This is a genomic window from Plantibacter sp. MMLR14_011 (genome assembly GCF_001865025.1).
In the GTDB taxonomy this organism is placed as follows: domain Bacteria; phylum Actinomycetota; class Actinomycetes; order Actinomycetales; family Microbacteriaceae; genus Plantibacter; species Plantibacter flavus_A.
Genome location: NZ_MJGW01000072.1, coordinates 180693 through 200727, shown reverse-complemented (window position 1 = coordinate 200727; position 20035 = coordinate 180693). Strand labels below are relative to the sequence as shown.

Annotated in this window: 21 protein-coding genes; 17 read left to right on the top strand and 4 right to left on the bottom strand. The window is 68.2% G+C overall.

The window, feature by feature from the left end; genetic code table 11:
- Positions 1-29: 29 nt before the first annotated feature.
- From BIU99_RS17605 to cysK, 3 genes are all read right to left on the bottom strand, one after another.
- Entirely contained in the window at positions 30-1586 is a 1557-nt protein-coding gene (locus BIU99_RS17605; RefSeq protein ID WP_071262376.1) for an ABC-F family ATP-binding cassette domain-containing protein, read from the bottom strand.
- 91 nt (positions 1587-1677) lie between these two features.
- Positions 1678-2244 carry a serine O-acetyltransferase EpsC gene (gene epsC / locus BIU99_RS17600; protein ID WP_071262375.1) on the bottom strand — a complete coding sequence of 189 codons (567 nt, stop codon included), beginning with the start codon at positions 2242-2244 and terminating at the stop codon, positions 1678-1680.
- A 9-nt stretch (positions 2245-2253) separates the two neighbouring features.
- Positions 2254-3192, bottom strand: coding sequence for a cysteine synthase A (gene cysK / locus BIU99_RS17595; RefSeq protein ID WP_071262374.1), 939 nt, complete (start codon positions 3190-3192; stop codon positions 2254-2256).
- Positions 3193-3355: 163 nt separating this feature from the next.
- Between cysK and prmC the strand changes: the two genes are divergently transcribed.
- Positions 3356-4264, top strand: coding sequence for a peptide chain release factor N(5)-glutamine methyltransferase (gene prmC, locus BIU99_RS17590; protein ID WP_228501986.1), 909 nt, complete (start codon positions 3356-3358; stop codon positions 4262-4264).
- Between the two features lie 22 nt (positions 4265-4286).
- On the opposite strand, the gene BIU99_RS17585 is transcribed toward prmC, so the two are convergent.
- Complete coding sequence (locus BIU99_RS17585) at positions 4287-4925, bottom strand: HAD-IA family hydrolase (RefSeq protein WP_254773647.1); 639 nt, start codon at positions 4923-4925, stop codon at positions 4287-4289.
- Between the two features lie 125 nt (positions 4926-5050).
- On the opposite strand from BIU99_RS17585, the gene BIU99_RS17580 reads away from it, so the two are divergent.
- The 16 genes from BIU99_RS17580 (at position 5051) to BIU99_RS17505 (ending at position 20025) form a co-directional block, all read left to right on the top strand.
- Positions 5051-5848, top strand: coding sequence for a glycosyltransferase family 2 protein (locus tag BIU99_RS17580; RefSeq protein WP_139205496.1), 798 nt, complete (start codon positions 5051-5053; stop codon positions 5846-5848).
- A complete protein-coding gene (locus tag BIU99_RS17575; protein WP_071262372.1) occupies positions 5845-6816 on the top strand; it encodes an NAD-dependent epimerase/dehydratase family protein in 972 nt (323 codons plus the stop codon). Before BIU99_RS17580 ends, BIU99_RS17575 begins: the two co-directional genes overlap by 4 nt.
- A 12-nt stretch (positions 6817-6828) precedes the next feature.
- On the top strand, positions 6829-8649 hold the full coding sequence (locus BIU99_RS17570) for a nucleoside-diphosphate sugar epimerase/dehydratase (protein WP_064295305.1): 1821 nt from the start codon (positions 6829-6831) through the stop codon (positions 8647-8649).
- Positions 8646-9632 carry a glycosyltransferase family 4 protein gene (locus BIU99_RS17565; protein WP_071262371.1) on the top strand — a complete coding sequence of 329 codons (987 nt, stop codon included), beginning with the start codon at positions 8646-8648 and terminating at the stop codon, positions 9630-9632. Before BIU99_RS17570 ends, BIU99_RS17565 begins: the two co-directional genes overlap by 4 nt.
- A gap of 73 nt (positions 9633-9705) precedes the next feature.
- Positions 9706-10374 (top strand): L-threonylcarbamoyladenylate synthase, encoded by a 669-nt coding sequence (locus tag BIU99_RS17560; RefSeq protein ID WP_064295307.1) that lies wholly within the window; start codon positions 9706-9708, stop codon positions 10372-10374.
- On the top strand, positions 10371-11636 hold the full coding sequence (locus BIU99_RS17555; RefSeq protein WP_064295308.1) for an MraY family glycosyltransferase: 1266 nt from the start codon (positions 10371-10373) through the stop codon (positions 11634-11636). The genes BIU99_RS17560 and BIU99_RS17555 overlap by 4 nt, the downstream gene beginning before the upstream one ends.
- Positions 11633-12118, top strand: coding sequence for a hypothetical protein (locus tag BIU99_RS17550; RefSeq protein ID WP_071262370.1), 486 nt, complete (start codon positions 11633-11635; stop codon positions 12116-12118). Before BIU99_RS17555 ends, BIU99_RS17550 begins: the two co-directional genes overlap by 4 nt.
- A gap of 275 nt (positions 12119-12393) precedes the next feature.
- Positions 12394-13173 carry a F0F1 ATP synthase subunit A gene (atpB, locus tag BIU99_RS17545; RefSeq protein ID WP_175117868.1) on the top strand — a complete coding sequence of 260 codons (780 nt, stop codon included), beginning with the start codon at positions 12394-12396 and terminating at the stop codon, positions 13171-13173.
- A gap of 46 nt (positions 13174-13219) precedes the next feature.
- Positions 13220-13453, top strand: coding sequence for an ATP synthase F0 subunit C (gene atpE, locus BIU99_RS17540; protein ID WP_064295310.1), 234 nt, complete (start codon positions 13220-13222; stop codon positions 13451-13453).
- Positions 13454-13483: 30 nt separating this feature from the next.
- A complete protein-coding gene (locus BIU99_RS17535) occupies positions 13484-14035 on the top strand; it encodes a F0F1 ATP synthase subunit B (protein ID WP_064295311.1) in 552 nt (183 codons plus the stop codon).
- Complete coding sequence (locus BIU99_RS17530) at positions 14035-14832, top strand: F0F1 ATP synthase subunit delta (RefSeq protein ID WP_071262369.1); 798 nt, start codon at positions 14035-14037, stop codon at positions 14830-14832. The genes BIU99_RS17535 and BIU99_RS17530 overlap by 1 nt, the downstream gene beginning before the upstream one ends.
- A 109-nt stretch (positions 14833-14941) precedes the next feature.
- Positions 14942-16570, top strand: coding sequence for a F0F1 ATP synthase subunit alpha (gene atpA, locus BIU99_RS17525; RefSeq protein WP_071262368.1), 1629 nt, complete (start codon positions 14942-14944; stop codon positions 16568-16570).
- Positions 16571-16573: 3 nt separating this feature from the next.
- The gene (locus tag BIU99_RS17520) at positions 16574-17467 is read left to right on the top strand and encodes a F0F1 ATP synthase subunit gamma (RefSeq protein WP_064295314.1); all 894 of its coding nucleotides are present in this window, start codon (positions 16574-16576) and stop codon (positions 17465-17467) included.
- Between the two features lie 47 nt (positions 17468-17514).
- A complete protein-coding gene (gene atpD / locus BIU99_RS17515) occupies positions 17515-18981 on the top strand; it encodes a F0F1 ATP synthase subunit beta (RefSeq protein ID WP_064295315.1) in 1467 nt (488 codons plus the stop codon).
- Positions 18982-18983: 2 nt separating this feature from the next.
- Entirely contained in the window at positions 18984-19259 is a 276-nt protein-coding gene (locus BIU99_RS17510) for a F0F1 ATP synthase subunit epsilon (protein WP_064295316.1), read from the top strand.
- A gap of 4 nt (positions 19260-19263) precedes the next feature.
- A complete protein-coding gene (locus BIU99_RS17505; RefSeq protein ID WP_071262367.1) occupies positions 19264-20025 on the top strand; it encodes a YaaA family protein in 762 nt (253 codons plus the stop codon).
- Positions 20026-20035 lie beyond the last annotated feature (10 nt).

Sequence of the window (20035 nt, the reverse complement as noted above, 5' to 3'; positions counted from 1 at the left end):
GATGACGACCACGACTGCGCTTTCGTCGTTCAGCCGATGCGCAGTCGCTTCGTCGCGACCTTGTCGGCGAAGAACCGGTCGTGGCTGACCACGACGATGGCCCCGGGGAAGTGCACGAGTGCGCGCTCCATCACCTGCGTGCTCGCGAGGTCCAGGTGGTTCGTCGGCTCGTCGAGGAGGAGCACCGAAGCTCCGGAGAGCAGGCACTGGGCCATGGCGACGCGGGCGCGCTGCCCACCCGAGAGCATGCCGATCTTCTGCTTGAGGTCGGCGTCCGAGAACTGGAACATACCGAGGAAGCGGTTCACCGACTTCTTCGTCGCCGCGAAGGCGAGGCTGTCGGGCATGGCGCCGACGGCGTGCGCCGCCGTGTCGGTGAGGTCCAGCTCGTCGACCATCTGGTTGTAGGACGCGTATCGGACCCCGCCGGTCCACGTGACGTGACCGGCGTCGGGGCGTTCGTCGCCCTCGAGGATCCGGAGGAACGTGGACTTGCCCGCACCGTTCGGTCCGTGGACGACGATGCGTTCGCGGCGGCCGATCTCGAGGTCGAGTCCGTCGAACAGCGTGTGGTCGCCGTAGGCCTTCGTGAGCCCCTGGATCCGGCAGAGCGTGTCCTTGATGTGCAGGCCGCCGTAGATGTCGGTGATGATGTCGTCGACCGGACGCGGCGGCCTGGCCTTCTTGATCTTGGCCAGCTGCGAGGAGAGGTCCTTCTTCCCGGCGGCCTTGGCCGCCTCGCGACGGTCCAAGATGCCCTCGGCCTCGAAGGCGAGCAGTTCGGACTCGTGGACGAACTGCGCCTCGAGGCTCTTGAGCCGGAACTGCTTCTGGACGACGTACTGGTCGAAGCTGCCGGGGTACTCGTGGAGGTGGAAGTTCTCGACCTCGACGATGCGGGTGACCACGGCGTCGAGGAAGGTCCGGTCGTGCGAGACGACGATCGCCGCGCCGCGGAACGAGCCGAACCAGGATTCGAGCCACTCGACCCCCGCGACGTCGAGGAAGTTCGTCGGCTCGTCGAGGAGCAGGACGTCCGGGCGCTCGAGGAGGATCTTCGCGAGCGCCGCGCGGTTGCGCCAACCCCCGGAGAGCGAGTCGATGGGGAGCACGCGGCGCGCGGCGTCGAAGCCGAGCGTGGTGAGGGCGGTGTCGATGTGGCGCTGGTAGTCCCAGCCGTCCTGGCGCTCCATCTCCTCGAAGAGCTCGGCCTGCCGTTCGATGAGCTTCGTCATCCCGTCGAGGTCGTTCGGGTCGGCGGCGATCGCGGCGTCGATGGATGCGAGTTCCGCCTCGATGGCGTGGACGTGACCGAAGAGTCCTTCGAGGACCTCGGTGATGGTGGCGCTGCCGTCGAGCTCCGAGAACTGCGAGAAGTACCCGATCCGCGTCCCGTCCTCGATGGTCACCGTGCCCGAGTCCGGCTGGAGCTGGTCGAGCGCGAGCTTCAGGAGGGTGGACTTGCCTGAACCGTTCCGCCCGATGAGCCCGACCCGGTCGCCTGGCTCGAGCCGGAAGAAGACGTCGCGGAGCACCGGGCGTTCCTCGAACCGGACGGTGACGTCGTGCAGGCGGATGAGACTCATGGGGACCTCTCGAGGAGCGGGATGCGGGTGGGATGCGGGAGTTCGTCGTCCGGGAGAGGCGCGGGCGACGGATCGCCTCACCGCTCGCGGATTAGATGTGGTACTCGGGATCGAGCAACGCGAGGCCGTGGGCGCCGCTCCCGCGCGGGCGCTCGACCGCGGGGACGCCGAGCAGCAGACTGCGGGGTGGGCAGGCCTTGGTGACGACGGCGTTCGCGCCGACGATGGTGCCCGCACCGATCCGGATGGGCCCGAGGATCTTCGCCCCGGCACCGACGGCGACGCCGTCACCGATGGTCGGGTGGCGCTTGCCGACCCCGCGGCTCTTCCCGCCGAGGGTCACGCCGTGGAAGATCATGACGTCGTCGCCCACCTCGGCCGTCTCACCGATGACGACGCCCATACCGTGGTCGATGAAGAACCGCCTGCCGATCCGGGCGCCCGGGTGGATCTCGATCCCGGTGAGGAACCGGGTGAACTGCGAGCCGAACCGGGCGAAGGTGCGGAAGCCGCGCCGCCACAGGCGATGGTGCAGCCGGTACGCCCAGACGGCGTGCAGGCCGGAGTAGCTGAGCGCGATCTCGATGGAGCCGCGGGCCGCCGGATCGTGTGCGCGTGCGGCACCGATGTCCTCGCGGACCCGCGACAGCATTCCCATGCGTCGAGCCTAGTCGCGCAGGTCGTCGTACATCGTCGTCGACAGGTAGCGCTCGCCCGCATCGGGGATGATGACGACGATCGTCTTGCCGGCCATCTCCGGACGGCGTCCGACCTCGAGGGCGGCCCAGACGGCGGCGCCGGAGGACATGCCGCCGATGATGCCGTCGTCGGTCGCGAGGCGTCGTGCGGTCGCGTAGGCCGTGTCGGTCTCGACCGGGATGATCTCGCTGAACAAGGCGGTGTCGAGGATGTCGGGCACGAAGTTCGGGCCGATGCCCTGGATCTTGTGTCCACCGGCACGACCCTCGCTGAGCAGCGGGGAGTCCGCGGGCTCGACCGCGATGATCTGCACGTCGGGGTTGTGCTCACGGAGCCAGCCGCCGACGCCGGTGATGGTCCCGCCCGTCCCGATGCCCGCGACGAACGCGTCGACCGTGCCGGCGGTGTCCTCCCAGATCTCGGGCGCGGTCGTCCGTCGGTGGATGGCGGGGTTCGCTTCGTTCTCGAACTGCCTGACCCAGACGGCGCCGGGGTTCTCGGCGACGATGCGCTGCGCCTCCTGCACGGCGTTCGCCATCCCCTTCGTCGGATCGGTGAGGACGAGCTCGGCACCGTAGGCACGGAGGAGGGTCCGGCGTTCCTTGCTCATCGAGGCGGGCATCGTGAGGATGACCCGGTAGCCCCGCGCGGCTCCCACGAGGGCGAGCGCGATACCGGTGTTCCCGCTCGTCGACTCGACGATGGTCCCTCCGGGCTGCAGCTGGCCCGAGGCCTCCGCCGCATCGACGAGCGCGATGCCCAGGCGGTCCTTGACACTCGATCCGGGGTTGTAGAACTCCAGCTTCGCCAGGACGGTCGCGCCGACGCCTTCGGCGATGCGGTTCAGACGGACGAGCGGGGTGCGGCCGTAGGCCTGGGTGATGTCGGTGTAGACGGTGCCGGTCACGGTGTTCCTCTTCCTCGAACGGGGCTCGGTTCAGCCTACGACCTGGTCGATCGGCGGTCTCCCGTGTGACGAGCAGGGGCGACGGCCCGCGGCCGCATCGAGGCGGTGGGGTAGGCTCGGTGCGGCCCACCCGACCAGGCCGCCCCAGATGATGACCTCGCTCATGCCCAGCACCCCTTCCGCCGCCGCCGCAGACACCCCGTCAGCCGGCCACCCTGCGACCGTCGAACTCGCGCGCCAACACGCCGTCGAGATCCTCACCCGCGCGGCCGTGCCGTCACCCGACGTCGACGCGGAGCTCCTCCTCGGACACGTGCTCGGCCTCGGTCGCGGTGCCGTGCAGGCCGCGGCGATCACCGGTCGCGTGCTCGACGCCGAAGAGCGCACCGTGTTCGCCGAGCTGGTCGAACGTCGGGCCGCGCGTGAACCGCTGCAGCACATCACGGGTCGTGCCGCGTTCCGTTCGATGGAACTCGCGGTCGGACCAGGCGTCTTCGTGCCGCGCCCCGAGACCGAGTCGGTCGTGCAGTTCGCCATCGACGCGCTCCGGGCGGTGCCGATCCCTCGGCCCATCGGCGTCGACCTCGGCACCGGCAGTGGAGCGATCGCGCTGGCGATGGCGACCGAGGTCCCGAACGCGGCGATCTACGCGACCGAGAACTCGGTCGAGGCCTTCATCTGGGCGAGACGGAACTTCGCCGAGTCCGGTGCCGACAACGCCACCGTCGTCTTCGAGCACCTCGCCGACGCCTTCCACGAGCTCGACGGCTCGGTGGACGTCGTGATCTCGAACCCCCCGTACGTCCCGGACGACGCGATCCCACGCGATCCCGAAGTGCGTCTCCACGACCCCTCGGCCGCGCTGTACGGCGGACCGGACGGTCTCGACGTGGTGCGCCAGGTGTCCGCGACCGCGCAGCGACTGCTCCACCGGGGCGGCACGCTCATCATCGAGCACGGTGAACTCCAGGGGCAGGCCATCCGCGAGCTGCTCACGGCCGACGGCTGGCACGCCGCGGCGACGCACCGCGACCTCACCACCCGCGACCGCACCACCATCGCGATCCGCTGACCCGTCGCGGCCGGAGGTCGGGTCAGGGGGTGGCGGCCACGAACGCGTCGACGGCGGCGTCGAGTCCCGCGACGTCGAAGGCACCTGAGGCGTCCTTCGTCAATCGGAAGGCGTGCATCCCCACGGCCTCGGCACCCGCGCAGTTCGCCGCGGAGTCGTCGATGAGCATGGTGCGACCGGGCGCGACGCCGTACCGGCTGAGCGCCCGGGTGTAGACACGGGGCTCCGGCTTCTCCGCTCCGAGCACGGCGGACACGAGGTCGTTCTCGCCGAGGAGGGCTGCGGCTTCGGGAGCCAGCTGCGCGAAGGAGTCCCGGAACGGGACCGGATTGTTCGACAGCAGGGAGACCGTGCCGAGGGTCGAGGCGCGGGCGAGGGTGGCCAGGACGCCGGGGACCGGTGTCATCGCCGCCGCACGGGCCTCGCGCCACTCCGCGAGGGTCAGCGGGTATCCGGTGACCTCGGCGAACACCGCCAGGTAGTCGTCACTGGTCGGGTACTCGCCGATGTTGGCCGCGGCCTCGTGCCCGCCGACCCACCACTGCTTCGCGAGCCGGTACTGGCTCACGCCCGTCAACCGCGAGAGCGCCGGAAGGCGTTTCCGGAAGTCGTAGTCGTACAGGGTCTTGTCGCAGTCGAAGAAGAACACACGCTCTGGCACCACTCCAGTATGCGGCCCCGGGCTTCCCGGACCGGACACGGGCAGCACGTAGACTGACCAGGCGCGTCGGGCCCACGTCCGTCGTGCCTCGGCGGTGCCGTCCCCGCCGCCGGAGAGGGTGAACCGTGGACCGTCCTGTGACCGCCTGCATCGTCATGTACCGGAACGATCGCGACAAGCTGCGTGCGGCCATCGACTCGACCCTCGGAAGCCCGCTCGTCGAGACGCTCTACCTCGTCGACAACTCGCCGACGGACGAGCTCCGCGACCTCGTGGACGACCCGCGGATCGAGTACCTGCACAACCCCTCGAACCCCGGCTTCGGCGCAGCCCACAACCTCGCGATCGCGAAGGTCCTCGGGCGCTCGAAGTTCCACATGGTGGTCAACCCGGACGTGTACTTCGAGCCGGAGGCGATCGAGGAGCTCCACGAGTTCATGCTCGAGCACCCCGAGGTCGGGCACGTCATGCCGAAGGTGCTGTACCCCGACGGCTCCCTCCAGTACCTGGTGAAGCGGAACCCCTCCGTCTTCGACCTCTTCGCCCGCCGGTTCCTGCCCGGTCCGCTGAAGCCGCTCGTCGCGAAGCGCATGGCCCGCTACGAGTACCGCGACATCGACGAGAACCCGGCGCACGACTACAACAAGACGATGTTCGACGTGCCCTACCTCTCGGGGTGCTTCATGTTCCTCCGGACCTCGACCCTGCACCGCGTCGGCTTCTTCGACGAGCGGATCTTCATGTACATCGAGGACGCCGACCTCACCCGACGCTTCCTCCAGGTGTCCCGGACCGCGTATTACCCCGGAGCGACGATCCACCACCACTTCGCGAAGGGCTCGCATCACAACCGGAAGCTGATGTGGTACTCGATCCAGGGGGCCTTCGTGTACTTCCGCACGTGGGGATGGTTCGGACGATGAGCCGGGTGCTCGTGACCGGTGCGACCGGCTTCATCGGGACGAACCTCGTCCCCGTCCTCGAGGCGGCCGGCCATGAGGTCGTGCCGTTCTCGTTACGCGGGTGGACGGGGGAGCCCTTCCCCGCGGACGTCGACGTCGTGGTGAACCTCGCCGGGAAGGCGCACGACCTCGACGGCACCGCCTCTCCCGAGGTGTACCGCAGGATCAACACCGACCTCGCCGAACGTGCGTACGTCGCCTTCCTCGCGTCGGACGCCACCACCTTCATCCAGCTGAGCAGCGTCGCCGCGGTGAACGAGGCGACGGTCGACGGCGTGCTCGACGAGTCCGCCGAGCCCCACCCGGTGACCCCGTACGGGAAGTCGAAGCTCGCAGCCGAGCGGCTCCTGCTCGCCGTCGAGCCGCCCGCCGGTCGCCGGACGATCGTCCTCCGTCCGACGATGGTGCACGGGCCGGGGGACAAGGGCAACCTGCGCCTCCTGTTCGGTCTGCTCTCCCGCGGCATCCCGTACCCGCTCGACGCCTTCCGCAACGAGCGCAGCTTCGTGTCGATCCAGAACCTCACGTGGGCGATCACGAGCATCATCGACACGCCCACCGTCACGACGGGTGTGTACCTCGTCGCCGACGACGAGCCCGTGTCGACGGGGCACCTCGTCACCCTCATCGCCGAGGTCACCGGTCGCCGGGTCCGTCGCCTGGCGCTCCCACCGGCCCTCGTGCGGTTGGCGGCCGCCGTCGGCGATCGCGTCCCCGCCGTGCCGCTCAACTCCGGGCGTCTCGCCAAGCTCACCGAGGACTACCGCGTCTCCGGTGCCCGACTGCTCGGTGCACTCGGGCACGAGCGTATGCCGACGGCGACGGACGACGGTCTCCGGTCCTCGATCGCAGCCCTCGCCGCGGAGCGCGGTGCGCCCGGCCCCGACGCGCAGTCCGTGCGCAGCCAACGCGGAGCCGGCGATCGGTAGGATCGACACGTTATGACCTCCACGCTCCCCGACGCCCCCCGTAGATGGACGCAGGCGCCCGGTCCTCGTTTCGCCGCGAAGACCGCCCTCGACGCACTGTGCTGGGTGCTCGCCATCGTGGTCGCCCAGCTCGTCCGGTTCGAGCTCGAGTACGAGCGCGTGGCCCTCGTGGGGACGGTCCTCCTGTGCGTCATCGCCGTGGTCGCCCAGCTCGTCGTGGCCTACCTGTGGAGCTACTACCACGGCCTGCACAGCTTCGGCAGCTTCTATGAGGCGAAACAGCTCATCGTCGTCGCGCTGATCGTCACGGCGATTCTCATCGCGGTCAACGCGGTGTTCGGCGTCGCGTGGGGGGTTCCACGGTCCACCACGGTGATCGCGTTCCCGTTCGCGATCGTCTTCATGGGCATCACGCGCTACGTCAAGCGACTCTTCGTCGACAGCCGCAGCCGGCCGATCGAGGCGCAGCGCGTCCTCGTCTACGGAGCCGGTGCGCTCGGGATGTCGATCATCCCTCGGCTCATGCGCGACCCGCAGTCGCCCTACCTCCCGGTGGGTGTCATCGACGACGACCCCTCGAAGCGCAACTTCCGCATCGCCTCCGTCGCCGTGGTCGGCACAGGAGCCGACCTGGTGGCGGCCGTCAAGCGCACCGGGGCGCAGGCGCTCATCATCAGCATCGCGGACGTCGACAACGACTTCATCCGCCAGGTCAGTGAGCGCGCCGACGAGGCGAAGCTCCGAGTGCTCGTCGTCCCTCCCATCGACACGATGCTGGCTCCCGGGACGGGCGAGAGCGCGCCGAGCCTGCGCGACCTCAACGTCGAGGACTTCATCGGCCGCAACACCGTCGACCTGCAGGTCGAGAGCATCGCGGGGTACCTGACCGGCAAGCGCGTGCTCGTCACCGGTGCCGGCGGATCCATCGGCTCCGAGATCGCCCGGCAGGTCAACCAGTTCGGTCCGGCGGAGCTCGTCCTGCTCGACCGCGACGAGACGGGGCTCCACACCACGCAGCTCTCGATCTCCGGACACGGTCTGCTCGACACCAAGGAGGTCGTGCTCGCCGACATCCGCGACCTCCCCTCGCTCATGGAGATCTTCGAGGACCGCCGTCCCGACGTCGTGTTCCACGCGGCAGCGCTGAAGCACGCTCCGATGCTCGAGCAGTACCCCGACGAGGCTTGGAAGAACAACGTCCTCGGCACCCTGAACGTGCTGAACGCGGCACGAGCCGTGGGCGTCGGCACCTTCGTCAACATCTCGACCGACAAGGCCGCGAACCCGACGACCGTCCTCGGCTACAGCAAACGCATCGCCGAGAAGCTCACCGCCTGGATGAGCGCCCAGGAGACCGACGCACGGTACCTCTCGGTCCGGTTCGGCAACGTCATCGGCAGCCGTGGCTCCGCCATCCCGGCGTTCACCGCCCAGATCGAGGCCGGTGGCCCGGTCACGGTCACGCACCCCGACGTCACCCGCTTCTTCATGACGATCCCCGAGGCGTCGAAGCTCGTCATCCAGGCCGGCGCGATCGGCGACCCGGGCGAGGTCCTCATCCTCGACATGGGCCGTCCGGTCCGGATCCTCGACGTCGCCAAGCGCATGATCGCCGCGTCCGGCAAGGACGTCGAGATCGTGTACACCGGTCTGCGGCACGGCGAGAAGCTGCACGAGGTCCTCATCGACACCGACGAGATCGCCGACCGCTCGAAGCACCCGAAGGTCTCGCACACGCGGATCCAGCCGCTCGACCCGGCACTCCTCGACATCGCCGTCTGGCGGGAGACCATCGCCGACGAGGGCGCCGGAACCCGCCACCTGGTGCAATGACGGTTGCCATCCTGGCGGGGGTGCTCGCGCTCGTCGTGAGCCTGCTGTCCCAGCTCGCCATCCGCCCGATCCTCATCCGTCGGGCGGTCGTCGACACCCCGAACCACCGATCCATGCACGTCACCCCGACGATCCGCGGGGGAGGGATCGGCGTCGCGCTCGCGGTCGCCGTCGGTCTCGGTACGGCCGCGGTCCTGCTCCACAGCCTGCCGCTCTGGATCGTCGCCGCCGTGTCGATCGTGAACGCGGCCATCGGAGCCGTGGAGGACGTCCGCGGACTCCCCGTCCGGGTGCGCTTCGGCTTGCAGGTCGTGCTCGGACTCGTGGCGACCTGGGTGCTCGTCGTCTCGATGGCCGCGAGTTTCTGGTGGATCCCGCTCGGGATCGTGGCGCTCGTCGCCTACACGAACATCGCGAACTTCATGGACGGCGTCAACGGCATCTCCTCGATGCACGGCACGGTCGTCGGCGGGTTCTACGCCGGTCTCGGCACCGTGGCCGGTCTCCCGGGTGTCACGGCAGCCGGCCTCGTCGTCGCGGCCGCGTTCCTCGGGTTCCTGCCGTGGAACCTCGCTCGGCGCCGGATGTTCCTGGGCGACGTCGGCAGCTACCTCCTCGGCGGCTCCCTCGTCGCGGTCGCCATCTACGCGGCCTTCAGCGGCATCTCCTTCGTCGCGCTGATCGCCCCGGTCCTCGTGTACGTCGCCGACACCGGCACGACGATCATCGCGCGCTGGAGGCGGGGGGAGCCGCTGCACGAGGCGCATCGCAGCCACGCGTACCAGCGTCTCGCCGCCGGCGGACTCGGCCACCTCGGGTCCACCGCCGTCGTCAGCGTCGCGACACTCGCCACCGGGCTCCTCGGGGTGGTCGTCGCGACGGGCGCGTGGCCCCTCCAGGTCCTCGCCGTCCTCGGCATCCTGCTCGTCCTCGCCGTCTACCTGTGCCTGCCCAGACTGCTCGGAAGACGCCCGAGGCTATGATTGAGCGTCGTCACCCCGATCATCCGGCCGACTGATCACCGATCGGCGGCCCCGTTCAGCCAGGACCCACCACATGCCGCAGACCTTCGATTGCCAGGATCACGCGCAGCTGCTCGCCGGGATGCGCCTGGCGCGGACGGCCCTGGCGAGGGGTGAGCTGGTCGTGCTCCCGACCGACACGGTCTACGGGGTGGCCGCCGACGCGTTCTCCCCGGCCGCGGTGCAGCGCCTGCTCGACGCGAAGGGTCGGACCCGGCAGTCACCGCCGCCCGTCCTCGTCTCCGGTGTGAACACGCTCGAGGCCTTGGCGGCGTCCGTGCCCGATGCCGTGCACCGGCTCGTCGAGGCGTTCTGGCCCGGAGGCCTGACCATCGTGCTCGAGGCCCAGCCGTCGCTCGCCTGGGACCTCGGCGAGACCGCAGGCACGGTCGCGCTCCGGATGCCGTCGAACCCGGTGACCCTCGAACTCCTGCAGGACACCGGCCCGCTCGCGGTCTCCTCGGCGAACCTCACCGGCCGACCGGCCGCGACGTCCGCCGCTGCCGCGCTCGAGATGCTCGGCGATTCGGTCTCGGTCTACCTCGACGGCGGCGAGAGCGGCGAGCAGTCGTCGACGATCATCGACGCGACCCGACTCGGCACGGCCGACGAACGGATCGTCGTCCTGCGCGACGGAGCCGTCTCCCGCGAGGCGATCCGCGACGTGGTGGGCGATCTGCTCCCCGAGTCGCGCGAACCATGAACCAGTTCTCCGGGTACCTCATCGTGCTCGTCGTGAGCGCGGGCATCACCTTCGGCTTCGCCCACCTCGCGCGGCGCGTCGGTGTGAAGTACGGTCTCCACCCACCGATCCGCGAGCGGGACGTCCACCAGACGCCGACGCCGCGCCTCGGCGGGGTCGCGATGTTCATCGGCATCCTCGTCGCGTTCGGTGTGGCCTGGCAGCTGCCCTTCTTCGACCTCGTGTTCGCCGATCCGGAGCCGGTGCTCGCGATCCTCGGTGCCGCCCTGTTCATCGTCGGGATCGGCGTCGCAGACGACCTGTGGGACCTCGACTGGATGATCAAGCTCGCCGCACAGTTCATGGCGGCAGGGCTCGTCGCCTGGCTCGGTGTGCAGATCTACTCCTTGCCCATCGGTGGCCTGACGGTCGGCTCGTCGTGGGTGTCCTTCTCGATGACGGTCTTCGCCATCGTGCTCGTGATGAACGCGATCAACTTCGTCGACGGTCTCGACGGGCTCGTCGCCGGTGTCGCCGTCATCGCGAACACCGTGTTCTTCGTCTACACGCAGCTGCTCGTGACCTCCACCGGGGCGAGTGACTACTTCAACCTCGCTTCGCTGATCGCCGCGATCCTCGTCGGCGCCTGTCTCGGCTTCCTCCCGCTCAACTGGCACCCCGCCCGACTGTTCATGGGCGACGCCGGTGCGCTGCTCGTCGGGCTGCTCATGGCGACCTCCGCAGCCGCCGTGACCGGCCAGGTCGACCCGGCCGCCCTGGGCCGCACGCAACTGTTGCCCGCGTTCATCCCCATCCTGCTGCCGTTCGCCATCCTGGTCGTGCCGCTCGCCGACTTCGTCCTGGCCGTCCTCCGTCGTCTCCGGGCCGGCAAGTCGCCGTTCAGCGCGGACCGGATGCACCTGCACCACCGGCTGCTCGACCTCGGTCACAGCCAGGTGCACGCCGTCCTGATCTTCTACGGCTGGACGGTGGTCATCTCCGTCGGATGCCTGGCGTTCTTCGCCGCCCCGACGTGGCTGGCCGTGCTCTTCGTCTCCGTGGGCGTCGTCACCTGCACGGCGTTCACGCTCCTGCCGATCGGTCGCCGCAGGCGGGCCGACCGGCTCGCGCAGCGCGTGGCCGCCGGCGCTGAGGGGGCTCCCGGGTCGGCGCTGTACGATCGGCTCGACGAGGCCTCCGGGCAGCGCGACCCCGAGGCGCCCGTGAGCGGCGCAACCCTCGACACCCTCGACTCTCTCGCCAAGAAGGACCAGCACCCATGACTCCTCCCGCCCAGGCCGGCTCGCACGTGAGCGCCAACCGGGTCTTCCGCACGGCACTCCGGTACAGCGCGCTCCTCGCGCTCGTGATCGCCGTCGTCGGGGGAGTGGTCGGCTGGAGCGTCGACGGTTCCCGCGGGCTGACGAGTGCGCTCATCGGCACCGCGATGGCGCTCGTGTTCCTCGGCATCACCTCGGTGAGCATCCTCTTCGCCAACCGCTGGTCCGGCCAGGAGTTCTTCGTCGGCATCCTGTTCGGGGTGGTGATGGGCAGCTGGCTCGTGAAGTTCGTCATCTTCCTCGTGCTCGGCTTCATCCTCAAGGACCAGCCGTGGGTCAACGCACCGATCCTGTTCGGGAGCGTCATCGTCGGTGTCGTCGGATCGCTCGTGATCGACGCCGTCGTGGCGGCGAAGGTGCGGGTGCCCTACGTCTCAGACGACATCCTCCCGAAGGCGTCGCCGCAGGACTCCGACCGGGGCTGACGCTGCGGACGCATCGTGGTCGCGCGGGAGCATGCCGGAACCGGTATCCGGGTCGCAGTCGAGGTCGCGGCTCGGAATATAGCCGTGGAATACCACCCCTGGGTTCGTCGGGGCCCGGTTTCCTTGCTAGACTCGTCAACGAATCCTCCCACTAGCACCGCTTCGGCGTGCGGCGAGGAGACATCCCCCCTGTTCGTCGCCGCGAGAGCTCTGCTCCACGCCCCCGAAACTGGAGATACGTGCTGTTCGCTAACGCCGTGCACCTGATCGCACCGATGGCCGCCGAAGATGGCGAGTTCCACGGTCCGTCGATCGACGAGTTCTTCCCCGACATCATCCTCTTCGAGGGCACGCCCTTCGCGATCAACCGGGTCATCCTGATCCGGTTCATCGCGGTGATCGCCCTCCTCCTGTTCTTCTGGCTGTCGACGCGCAAGATGCGCCTCGTCCCCGGCCGTGCGCAGAGCCTCGCCGAGATGGGGCTCGGCTTCGTCCGCGTCAACATCGCGGAAGACCTGCTCGGCAAGAAGGACGGCCTCCGGTTCCTGCCGATCCTGACGACCATCTTCTTCATGGTCCTCGCGATGAACCTGACGGGCATCATCCCCGGGCTGAACCTGGCCGGTACCTCGGTCATCGGTGTCCCGCTGGTGCTCGCGCTGGTGTCCTACGTCACCTTCATCTACGCCGGTATCAAGAAGAGCCCGGGCAAGTTCTTCAAGAACTCCCTCTTCCCCTCCGGGGTGCCGTGGCCGGTGTACATCATCGTCACGCCGATCGAGCTCATATCGACCTTCGTCATCCGCCCGCTCACGCTGACGCTCCGACTCCTCATGAACATGATCGTCGGGCACCTGCTCCTCGTCCTGTTCTTCGCGGCGACGCAGTTCTTCATCGTGAACCTCGGCGGATGGTTCGCCCTGATGGGTGTCGGGACGCTGGCCTTCGGCCTCGTCTTCACCCTCTTCGAACTCCTGGTCGCAGTCCTCCAGGCCTACGTCTTCACCCTCCTCACCGCGGTCTACATCCAGCTCGCGGTCGCAGAAGAGCACTAATCGAGCCCGGCACCCGCCAGGTCTCACCCAACGGAAGGAAACAAACGTGGACGCAACTACCGTTCTCGCCGCCCTTGAAGGAAACATCGCGACGGTCGGTTACGGTCTCGCAGCCATCGGCCCCGCCATCGGCGTGGGTATCGTCGTCGGCAAGACGATCGAAGGCACCGCGCGTCAGCCCGAGCTGGGTGGTCGTCTCCAGGTCCTCATGTGGATCGGTATCGCCTTCACCGAGGCGCTCGCCTTCATCGGCATCGCGACCTACTTCATCTTCGTCTAAGCCCCCTTTCACATCTCCGAAGGAGGCAAGATGTTTGATGCAGTGATCATCGCTGCTGAAGAGGGCGCACCGACGAACCCTCTCATCCCAGCGGTCTACGACATCGTCTGGTCTGCCGTCGTCTTCATCATCATCCTCGGCTTCTTCTGGAAGCTGGTCCTGCCGAAGGTGCAGAAGCTCCTCGACGACCGCGCAGCGGCCATCGAGGGCAACATCGCCAAGGCCGATGAAGCGCAGAAGCAGGCCGAAGCGGCGCTCGAGCAGTACAACGCTCAGCTCGCCGAGGCCCGTCAGGAAGCCGGCCGCATCCGCGAGCAGGCTCGTGTCGAGGGTCAGACGATCCTCGCCGAGCTCAAGGAGCAGGCCACGGTCGAAGCCGCTCGCGTCACCGCGAGTGCTCAGGCACAGATCGAAGCCGAGCGTCAGGCGGCCGTCGTGTCGCTGCGTGCCGAGGTGGGCACGCTCGCGCTCGACCTCGCCAGTGGCGTCATCGGCGAGACGCTGAACGACGACGCGAAGGCCACGGCGGTCGTCGACCGGTTCCTCGCGGACCTCGAAGCGTCGGAGAAGGCAGCCAAGTAATGGGAAGCGCGACCAGAGAAGCACTCGCCTCGTCGAAGGAGGCCCTCGCCGCCCTCGGCGCCGGGGCCGATCTGGCCACCGCGGACGGACTGTTCGCAGCGGGCCGGGCCATCGGCGGCTCGAGCCACCTGAGCGCGGCGCTCAGCGACCCCGCAGCCGACGCCGGTGCCAAGCGCACCGTCGTCGAGCGGATCTTCGGCACCCAGCTGAGCGCTCAGGCGCTCGGCCTGCTGCAGACCGTCGTCTCCGGCCGCTGGTCCAGCGAGGCCGACCTGCTCGCGGGCATCGAGGAGCTCGGCCTCCGGGCCGCCTCGATCTCCGCCGGTGCGCAGGGCGACATCGAGGCCGAGTTGTTCGAGTTCGGGAAGCTCGTGTCGAGCAACCACGAGCTCGAACTGGCCCTCAGCAGCAAGCTCGGCTCGTCCGCTGCGAAGGGTGCCCTCGCGGCGTCCCTCCTCGCGGGCAAGGCGAGCCCGCAGACCGTCAGCATCGTCGGTCAGCTCGTGCAGCAGCCGCGAGACCGTCGGATCGGAGAACTGCTCCGGTACGCATCAGGCATCGTCGCCGACCAGCAGGGCCTCGCGGTCGCCACGGTCACGGCAGCCGCACCGATCGAGGCGTCGCAGCTCCAGCGCCTCGAGCGCCACCTCGCCACGGCCTACGGCCGTCAGGTGAAGATCAACCAGGTGATCGACCCCGCCGTCGTCGGTGGACTGCGCGTGCAGCTCGGGGACGACGTCATCGACGGCAGCCTCGCTGCCCGACTGAACGACCTCCGTCTGCAACTGGCCGGATAACGGCCCGTGCAGCGCGGAGACCGGCCCGACGGTCTCCACAACTCAAGACGTTGATCCTGACGGATCGCACCTCTCGGAACCCCCGGGTTCCACAACCAAAAGGAACATGATGGCAGAACTCACGATCAGCCCAGACGAGATCCGGGATGCTCTCAAGGACTTCGTCAAGGCCTACGAGCCCGGCACCGCCGCGGCCACCGAGGTCGGACGCGTGATCGATGCCGCTGACGGCATCGCCCACGTCGAGGGCCTCCCGGGCGCCATGGCGAACGAGCTCCTCCGCTTCGCGAACGGCACCCTCGGCCTCGCGCTCAACCTCGACGAGCACGAGATCGGCGTCGTCGTCCTCGGTGAGTTCGACGAGATCGTCGAAGGCATGGACGTCACCCGCACGGGCGAAGTCCTGTCGGTCCCCGTCGGCGACGGCTACCTCGGACGTGTCGTCGACACGCTCGGCAACCCGATCGACGGCCTCGGCGAGATCGCCAGCACCGGCCGCCGCGCACTGGAGCTCCAGGCTCCCGGCGTCATGCAGCGCAAGTCGGTGCACGAGCCGCTCCAGACCGGCATCAAGGCGATCGACGCCATGATCCCCGTCGGCCGTGGCCAGCGCCAGCTGATCATCGGCGACCGCCAGACCGGCAAGACCGCGATCGCGATCGACACCATCATCAACCAGAAGGCCAACTGGGAGTCGGGCGACGTCAACAAGCAGGTCCGTTGCATCTACGTCGCCATCGGCCAGAAGGGCTCAACCATCGCCTCCGTCAAGGGTGCGCTGGAAGAGGCCGGCGCGCTCGAGTACACGACGATCGTCGCCTCGCCTGCGTCCGACCCGGCCGGCTTCAAGTACCTCGCTCCGTACACCGGTTCGGCCATCGGTCAGCACTGGATGTACGAGGGCAAGCACGTCCTGATCATCTTCGACGACCTGTCGAAGCAGGCCGAGGCCTACCGTGCCGTCTCCCTCCTCCTCCGTCGTCCGCCGGGACGCGAGGCGTACCCGGGTGACGTCTTCTACCTCCACTCCCGTCTGCTGGAGCGTTGCGCGAAGCTGTCCGACGAGCTCGGCGCCGGTTCGATGACGGGTCTGCCCATCATCGAGACCAAGGCCAACGACGTCTCGGCGTACATCCCGACCAACGTGATCTCGATCACCGACGGCCAGATCTTCCTGCAGTCCGACCTCTTCAACTCGAACCAGCGCCCCGCGGTCGACGTCGGTATCTCCGTCTCGCGCGTCGGTGGCGATGCTCAGGTGAAGAGCATCAAGAAGGTCTCCGGAACGCTGAAGCTCGAGCTGGCGCAGTACCGCTCGCTCGAGGCCTTCGCGATGTTCGCATCCGACCTCGACGCTGCCAGCCGCCGTCAGCTCGCCCGTGGCGCTCGCCTGACCGAGCTGCTCAAGCAGCCGCAGTACTCGCCGTACCCCGTCGAGGAGCAGGTCGTCTCGATCTGGGCCGGAACCAAGGGCAAGCTGGACGACGTTCCGGTCGAGGACGTCCTCCGCTTCGAGCGCGAACTGCTCGACTACCTGGGTCGGAACACCGAGGTCCTCACCACGCTGCGCGACACGAACGTGCTCGACGACGACACCGTCTCGAAGCTCGATGCCGCTGTCGACCAGTTCAAGCTCGAGTTCCAGACGGGCGAGGGCGCTGCCCTCGGTTCGGAGCAGGTCGAGGAGCTCCCGGTTGAAGACGTCAACCAGGAGAAGATCGTGAAGGGTCGCCGCTAGTCCATGGGCGCTCAACTCCGGGTCTACACGCAGAAGATCAAGTCTGCGCAGACGACCAAGAAGATCACGAAGGCGATGGAGCTCATCGCCGCGTCGCGCATCCAGAAGGCGCAGGCGCGGGTGGCGGCATCCGGACCCTATTCTCGTGCGATCACTCGTGCCGTGTCCGCCGTCGCGACGTACTCCAACGTCGACCACGTGCTCACGACCGAGCCGGAGAAGGTTGAGCGGGCTGCGGTCGTCGTGTTCGCATCCGACCGAGGCCTCGCCGGCGCCTTCAACTCGCAGGTCCTCCGTGAGGCCGCCGAGCTGACCGAGCTCCTGCGCAGCCAGGGCAAGGACGTCACGCACTACCTCGTGGGCCGGAAGGCCGTCGCCTACTTCACGTTCCGTCGGATGCAGGCTGCAGGGGAGTGGGTCGGCAACACGGAGAACCCCGACTTCGCCACCGCGCAGGAGATCAGCGAGTCCATCCTCAAGGCGTTCCTCACGGACGCCTCTGAAGGTGGCGTCGACGAGATCCACATCGTCTACAACCGCCTCGTGAGCATGATGACGCAGACCCCCGAGGTCGTCCGTCTCCTGCCGCTCGAGGTCGTCGAAGGCGTCGAGGAGCCCACCGACACCGCTGTGCTGCCGCTGTACGAGTTCGAGCCGGATGCCGAGAGCGTGCTCGATGCGCTGCTCCCGAACTACATCGAGAGCCGGATCTTCAACGCGCTGTTGCAGTCCTCCGCCGCGAAGCACGCCGCGACGCAGAAGGCGATGAAGTCGGCCAGCGACAACGCCGACAAGCTCATCACCGACTACACCCGCCTCCGCAACAACGCGAGGCAGGCCGAGATCACCCAGCAGATTTCCGAAATCGTTGGCGGCGCAGACGCGCTCTCGTCCTAGTCATCGCAACACGCACACGTATCTGTAGAGACAGAGAAGAGAAGAACATGACTCCCACCGCAACTGCCGAGCAGGGCGCTGCAGAGGTGAAGGCCGGCGCCGTCGGCCGCATCTCCCGCGTCACCGGCCCGGTCGTCGACATCGAGTTCCCGCACGACGCGATCCCGGGCATCTACAACGCCCTGAAGACCAGCGTCGTGATCGGCGAGCAGACGATGGTCCTCACGCTCGAGGTCGCACAGCACCTCGGCGACGACCTCGTGCGCGCCATCGCCCTGAACCCGACGGACGGCCTCGTCCGAGGCCAGGAGGTCACCGACACGGGTTCGCCCATCTCGGTGCCCGTCGGCGACGTCACCAAGGGCAAGGTCTTCAACGTCATCGGCGAGGTGCTCAACGCCGAGCCCGGCGAGCAGATCGAGATCACCGAGCGCTGGCCGATCCACCGCCAGCCGCCGTCGTTCGACCAGCTCGAGTCGAAGACGCAGCTCTTCGAGACCGGCATCAAGGTCATCGACCTCCTGACGCCGTACGTCCTCGGTGGCAAGATCGGCCTCTTCGGTGGTGCCGGTGTCGGCAAGACCGTCCTCATCCAGGAGATGATCCAGCGCGTCGCGCAGGACCACGGTGGTGTGTCGGTGTTCGCCGGTGTCGGTGAGCGCACCCGTGAGGGCAACGACCTCATCCACGAGATGGAGGAGGCGGGTGTCTTCGAGAAGACGGCCCTCGTGTTCGGCCAGATGGACGAGCCGCCGGGAACGCGTCTCCGGGTCGCCCTCTCGGCGCTGACGATGGCGGAGTACTTCCGCGATGTCCAGAAGCAGGACGTGCTGCTCTTCATCGACAACATCTTCCGCTTCACCCAGGCCGGTTCCGAGGTGTCGACCCTGCTCGGTCGCATGCCGTCCGCCGTGGGCTACCAGCCGAACCTCGCCGACGAGATGGGTCTCCTCCAGGAGCGCATCACCTCGACGCGTGGTCACTCCATCACCTCGCTGCAGGCGATCTACGTCCCCGCGGACGACTACACCGACCCGGCACCGGCGACCACCTTCGCGCACCTCGACGCGACGACCGAGCTCTCCCGTGAGATCGCGTCGAAGGGTCTCTACCCGGCCGTCGACCCGCTGACCTCGACGAGCCGTATCCTCGACCCCCGCTACCTGGGTGCCGACCACTACCGCGTCGCCACCACGGTCAAGCAGATCCTCCAGAAGAACAAGGAACTGCAGGAGATCATCGCCATCCTCGGTGTCGACGAGCTCTCCGAGGAAGACAAGATCACGGTGTCGCGTGCGCGCCGGATCCAGCAGTTCCTCTCGCAGAACACCTACATGGCGAAGAAGTTCACCGGTGTCGAGGGTTCGACCGTTCCGCTCAAGGAGACGATCGAGTCGTTCGACGCCATCGCCAAGGGTGAGTTCGATCACGTGGCCGAGCAGGCCTTCTTCAACGTCGGTGCCATCTCCGACGTCGAAGAGAAGTGGGCTCAGATCCAGAAGGAGAACGGCTAGTCATGGCCTCCGCTCCTCTGACCGTGAGCGTCGTCGCGGCCGACCACGAAGTGTGGTCGGGCCCGGCACGCCAGCTGATCGCGAAGACCGTCGACGGCGAGATCGGAATCCTGCCCGGCCACGAGCCGATGCTGGCCATCCTCGCCGCCGGTGAGGTCCGTGTCACGCTCGAAGACGGCTCGAAGATCGTCGCGAACGCTGAAGACGGCTTCCTGTCGGTCGAGAACAACACCGTCACCGTCGTGGCCGGCAACGCCACGCTCGTGACCAGCTCCTGATTCGGTGCTGATCCTCCTTCCCCCTTCGGAGACGAAGCGGGACGGCGGCGACGGACGAGCCCTGGACACCGCCCTGCTGCGGTTTCCAGGGCTCTCCTCGTCCCGGAACGATTGCCTCGACGCCCTGGTGTCGCTCGCCGCCGATGAGGCTGCGACGGTGAAGGCTCTGAAGCTCGGTCCCAAGCAGCTCGGCGAGGTCAAGCGCAACCGCGTGGCGGCGACGTCCGCGACCATGCCGGCGATCGACCGGTACACGGGGGTGCTGTACGACGCGCTCGAAGCCGCCACACTCCCAGCAGACGCCCGACGCTTCGCCGCTCAGCACCTGGTCGTGCACTCGGCGTTGCTCGGCCCGGTCGGCGCGCTCGATCCCATTCCGGCCTATCGGCTCTCCCATGACTCCAGGCTCCCGGGGTTCGTGCTCAAGCGGCACTGGGCGGGGCCCGTCGCCCGCGAGTTGAACGCCGTCCCGGGTGTCCTGTTGGACCTGCGCTCGGAAGGCTACGCGGCGCTCGGGCCGTTGCCGGACCGCGTCGGTGCCGTCTACCTGCGCGTGCTCACGGTCGGCGACGATGGCCGCCGTCGCGCGCTCAACCACTTCAACAAGCAGGGCAAGGGCCGTTTCACCCGCGCGCTGTTGGAGGCCGGTGTCGACCACCCTGATGTCGACTCGTTGCTCGACTGGGCGCGATCGACCGGGTGGGTGCTCGACGTCCACGCCCGTGCCGACGACGGTCGGGTGACCGAGCTCGCCCTCGTCGTCTGACCCCTTCGGA

What these genes read in the sequence shown, in the direction of transcription:
- BIU99_RS17605 (WP_071262376.1), bottom strand. Translation starts at nt 1,586, where the DNA reads ATGAGTCTCATCCGCCTGCACGACGTCACCGTCCGGTTCGAGGAACGC.
- epsC (WP_071262375.1), bottom strand. Translation starts at nt 2,244, where the DNA reads ATGGGAATGCTGTCGCGGGTCCGCGAGGACATCGGTGCCGCACGCGCA.
- prmC (WP_228501986.1), top strand. Translation starts at nt 3,356, where the DNA reads ATGCCCAGCACCCCTTCCGCCGCCGCCGCAGACACCCCGTCAGCCGGC.
- BIU99_RS17575 (WP_071262372.1), top strand. Translation starts at nt 5,845, where the DNA reads ATGAGCCGGGTGCTCGTGACCGGTGCGACCGGCTTCATCGGGACGAAC.
- BIU99_RS17570 (WP_064295305.1), top strand. Translation starts at nt 6,829, where the DNA reads ATGACCTCCACGCTCCCCGACGCCCCCCGTAGATGGACGCAGGCGCCC.
- BIU99_RS17565 (WP_071262371.1), top strand. Translation starts at nt 8,646, where the DNA reads ATGACGGTTGCCATCCTGGCGGGGGTGCTCGCGCTCGTCGTGAGCCTG.
- BIU99_RS17560 (WP_064295307.1), top strand. Translation starts at nt 9,706, where the DNA reads ATGCCGCAGACCTTCGATTGCCAGGATCACGCGCAGCTGCTCGCCGGG.
- BIU99_RS17555 (WP_064295308.1), top strand. Translation starts at nt 10,371, where the DNA reads ATGAACCAGTTCTCCGGGTACCTCATCGTGCTCGTCGTGAGCGCGGGC.
- BIU99_RS17550 (WP_071262370.1), top strand. Translation starts at nt 11,633, where the DNA reads ATGACTCCTCCCGCCCAGGCCGGCTCGCACGTGAGCGCCAACCGGGTC.
- atpB (WP_175117868.1), top strand. Translation starts at nt 12,394, where the DNA reads ATGGCCGCCGAAGATGGCGAGTTCCACGGTCCGTCGATCGACGAGTTC.
- BIU99_RS17535 (WP_064295311.1), top strand. Translation starts at nt 13,484, where the DNA reads ATGTTTGATGCAGTGATCATCGCTGCTGAAGAGGGCGCACCGACGAAC.
- BIU99_RS17530 (WP_071262369.1), top strand. Translation starts at nt 14,035, where the DNA reads ATGGGAAGCGCGACCAGAGAAGCACTCGCCTCGTCGAAGGAGGCCCTC.
- atpA (WP_071262368.1), top strand. Translation starts at nt 14,942, where the DNA reads ATGGCAGAACTCACGATCAGCCCAGACGAGATCCGGGATGCTCTCAAG.
- BIU99_RS17520 (WP_064295314.1), top strand. Translation starts at nt 16,574, where the DNA reads ATGGGCGCTCAACTCCGGGTCTACACGCAGAAGATCAAGTCTGCGCAG.
- atpD (WP_064295315.1), top strand. Translation starts at nt 17,515, where the DNA reads ATGACTCCCACCGCAACTGCCGAGCAGGGCGCTGCAGAGGTGAAGGCC.
- BIU99_RS17510 (WP_064295316.1), top strand. Translation starts at nt 18,984, where the DNA reads ATGGCCTCCGCTCCTCTGACCGTGAGCGTCGTCGCGGCCGACCACGAA.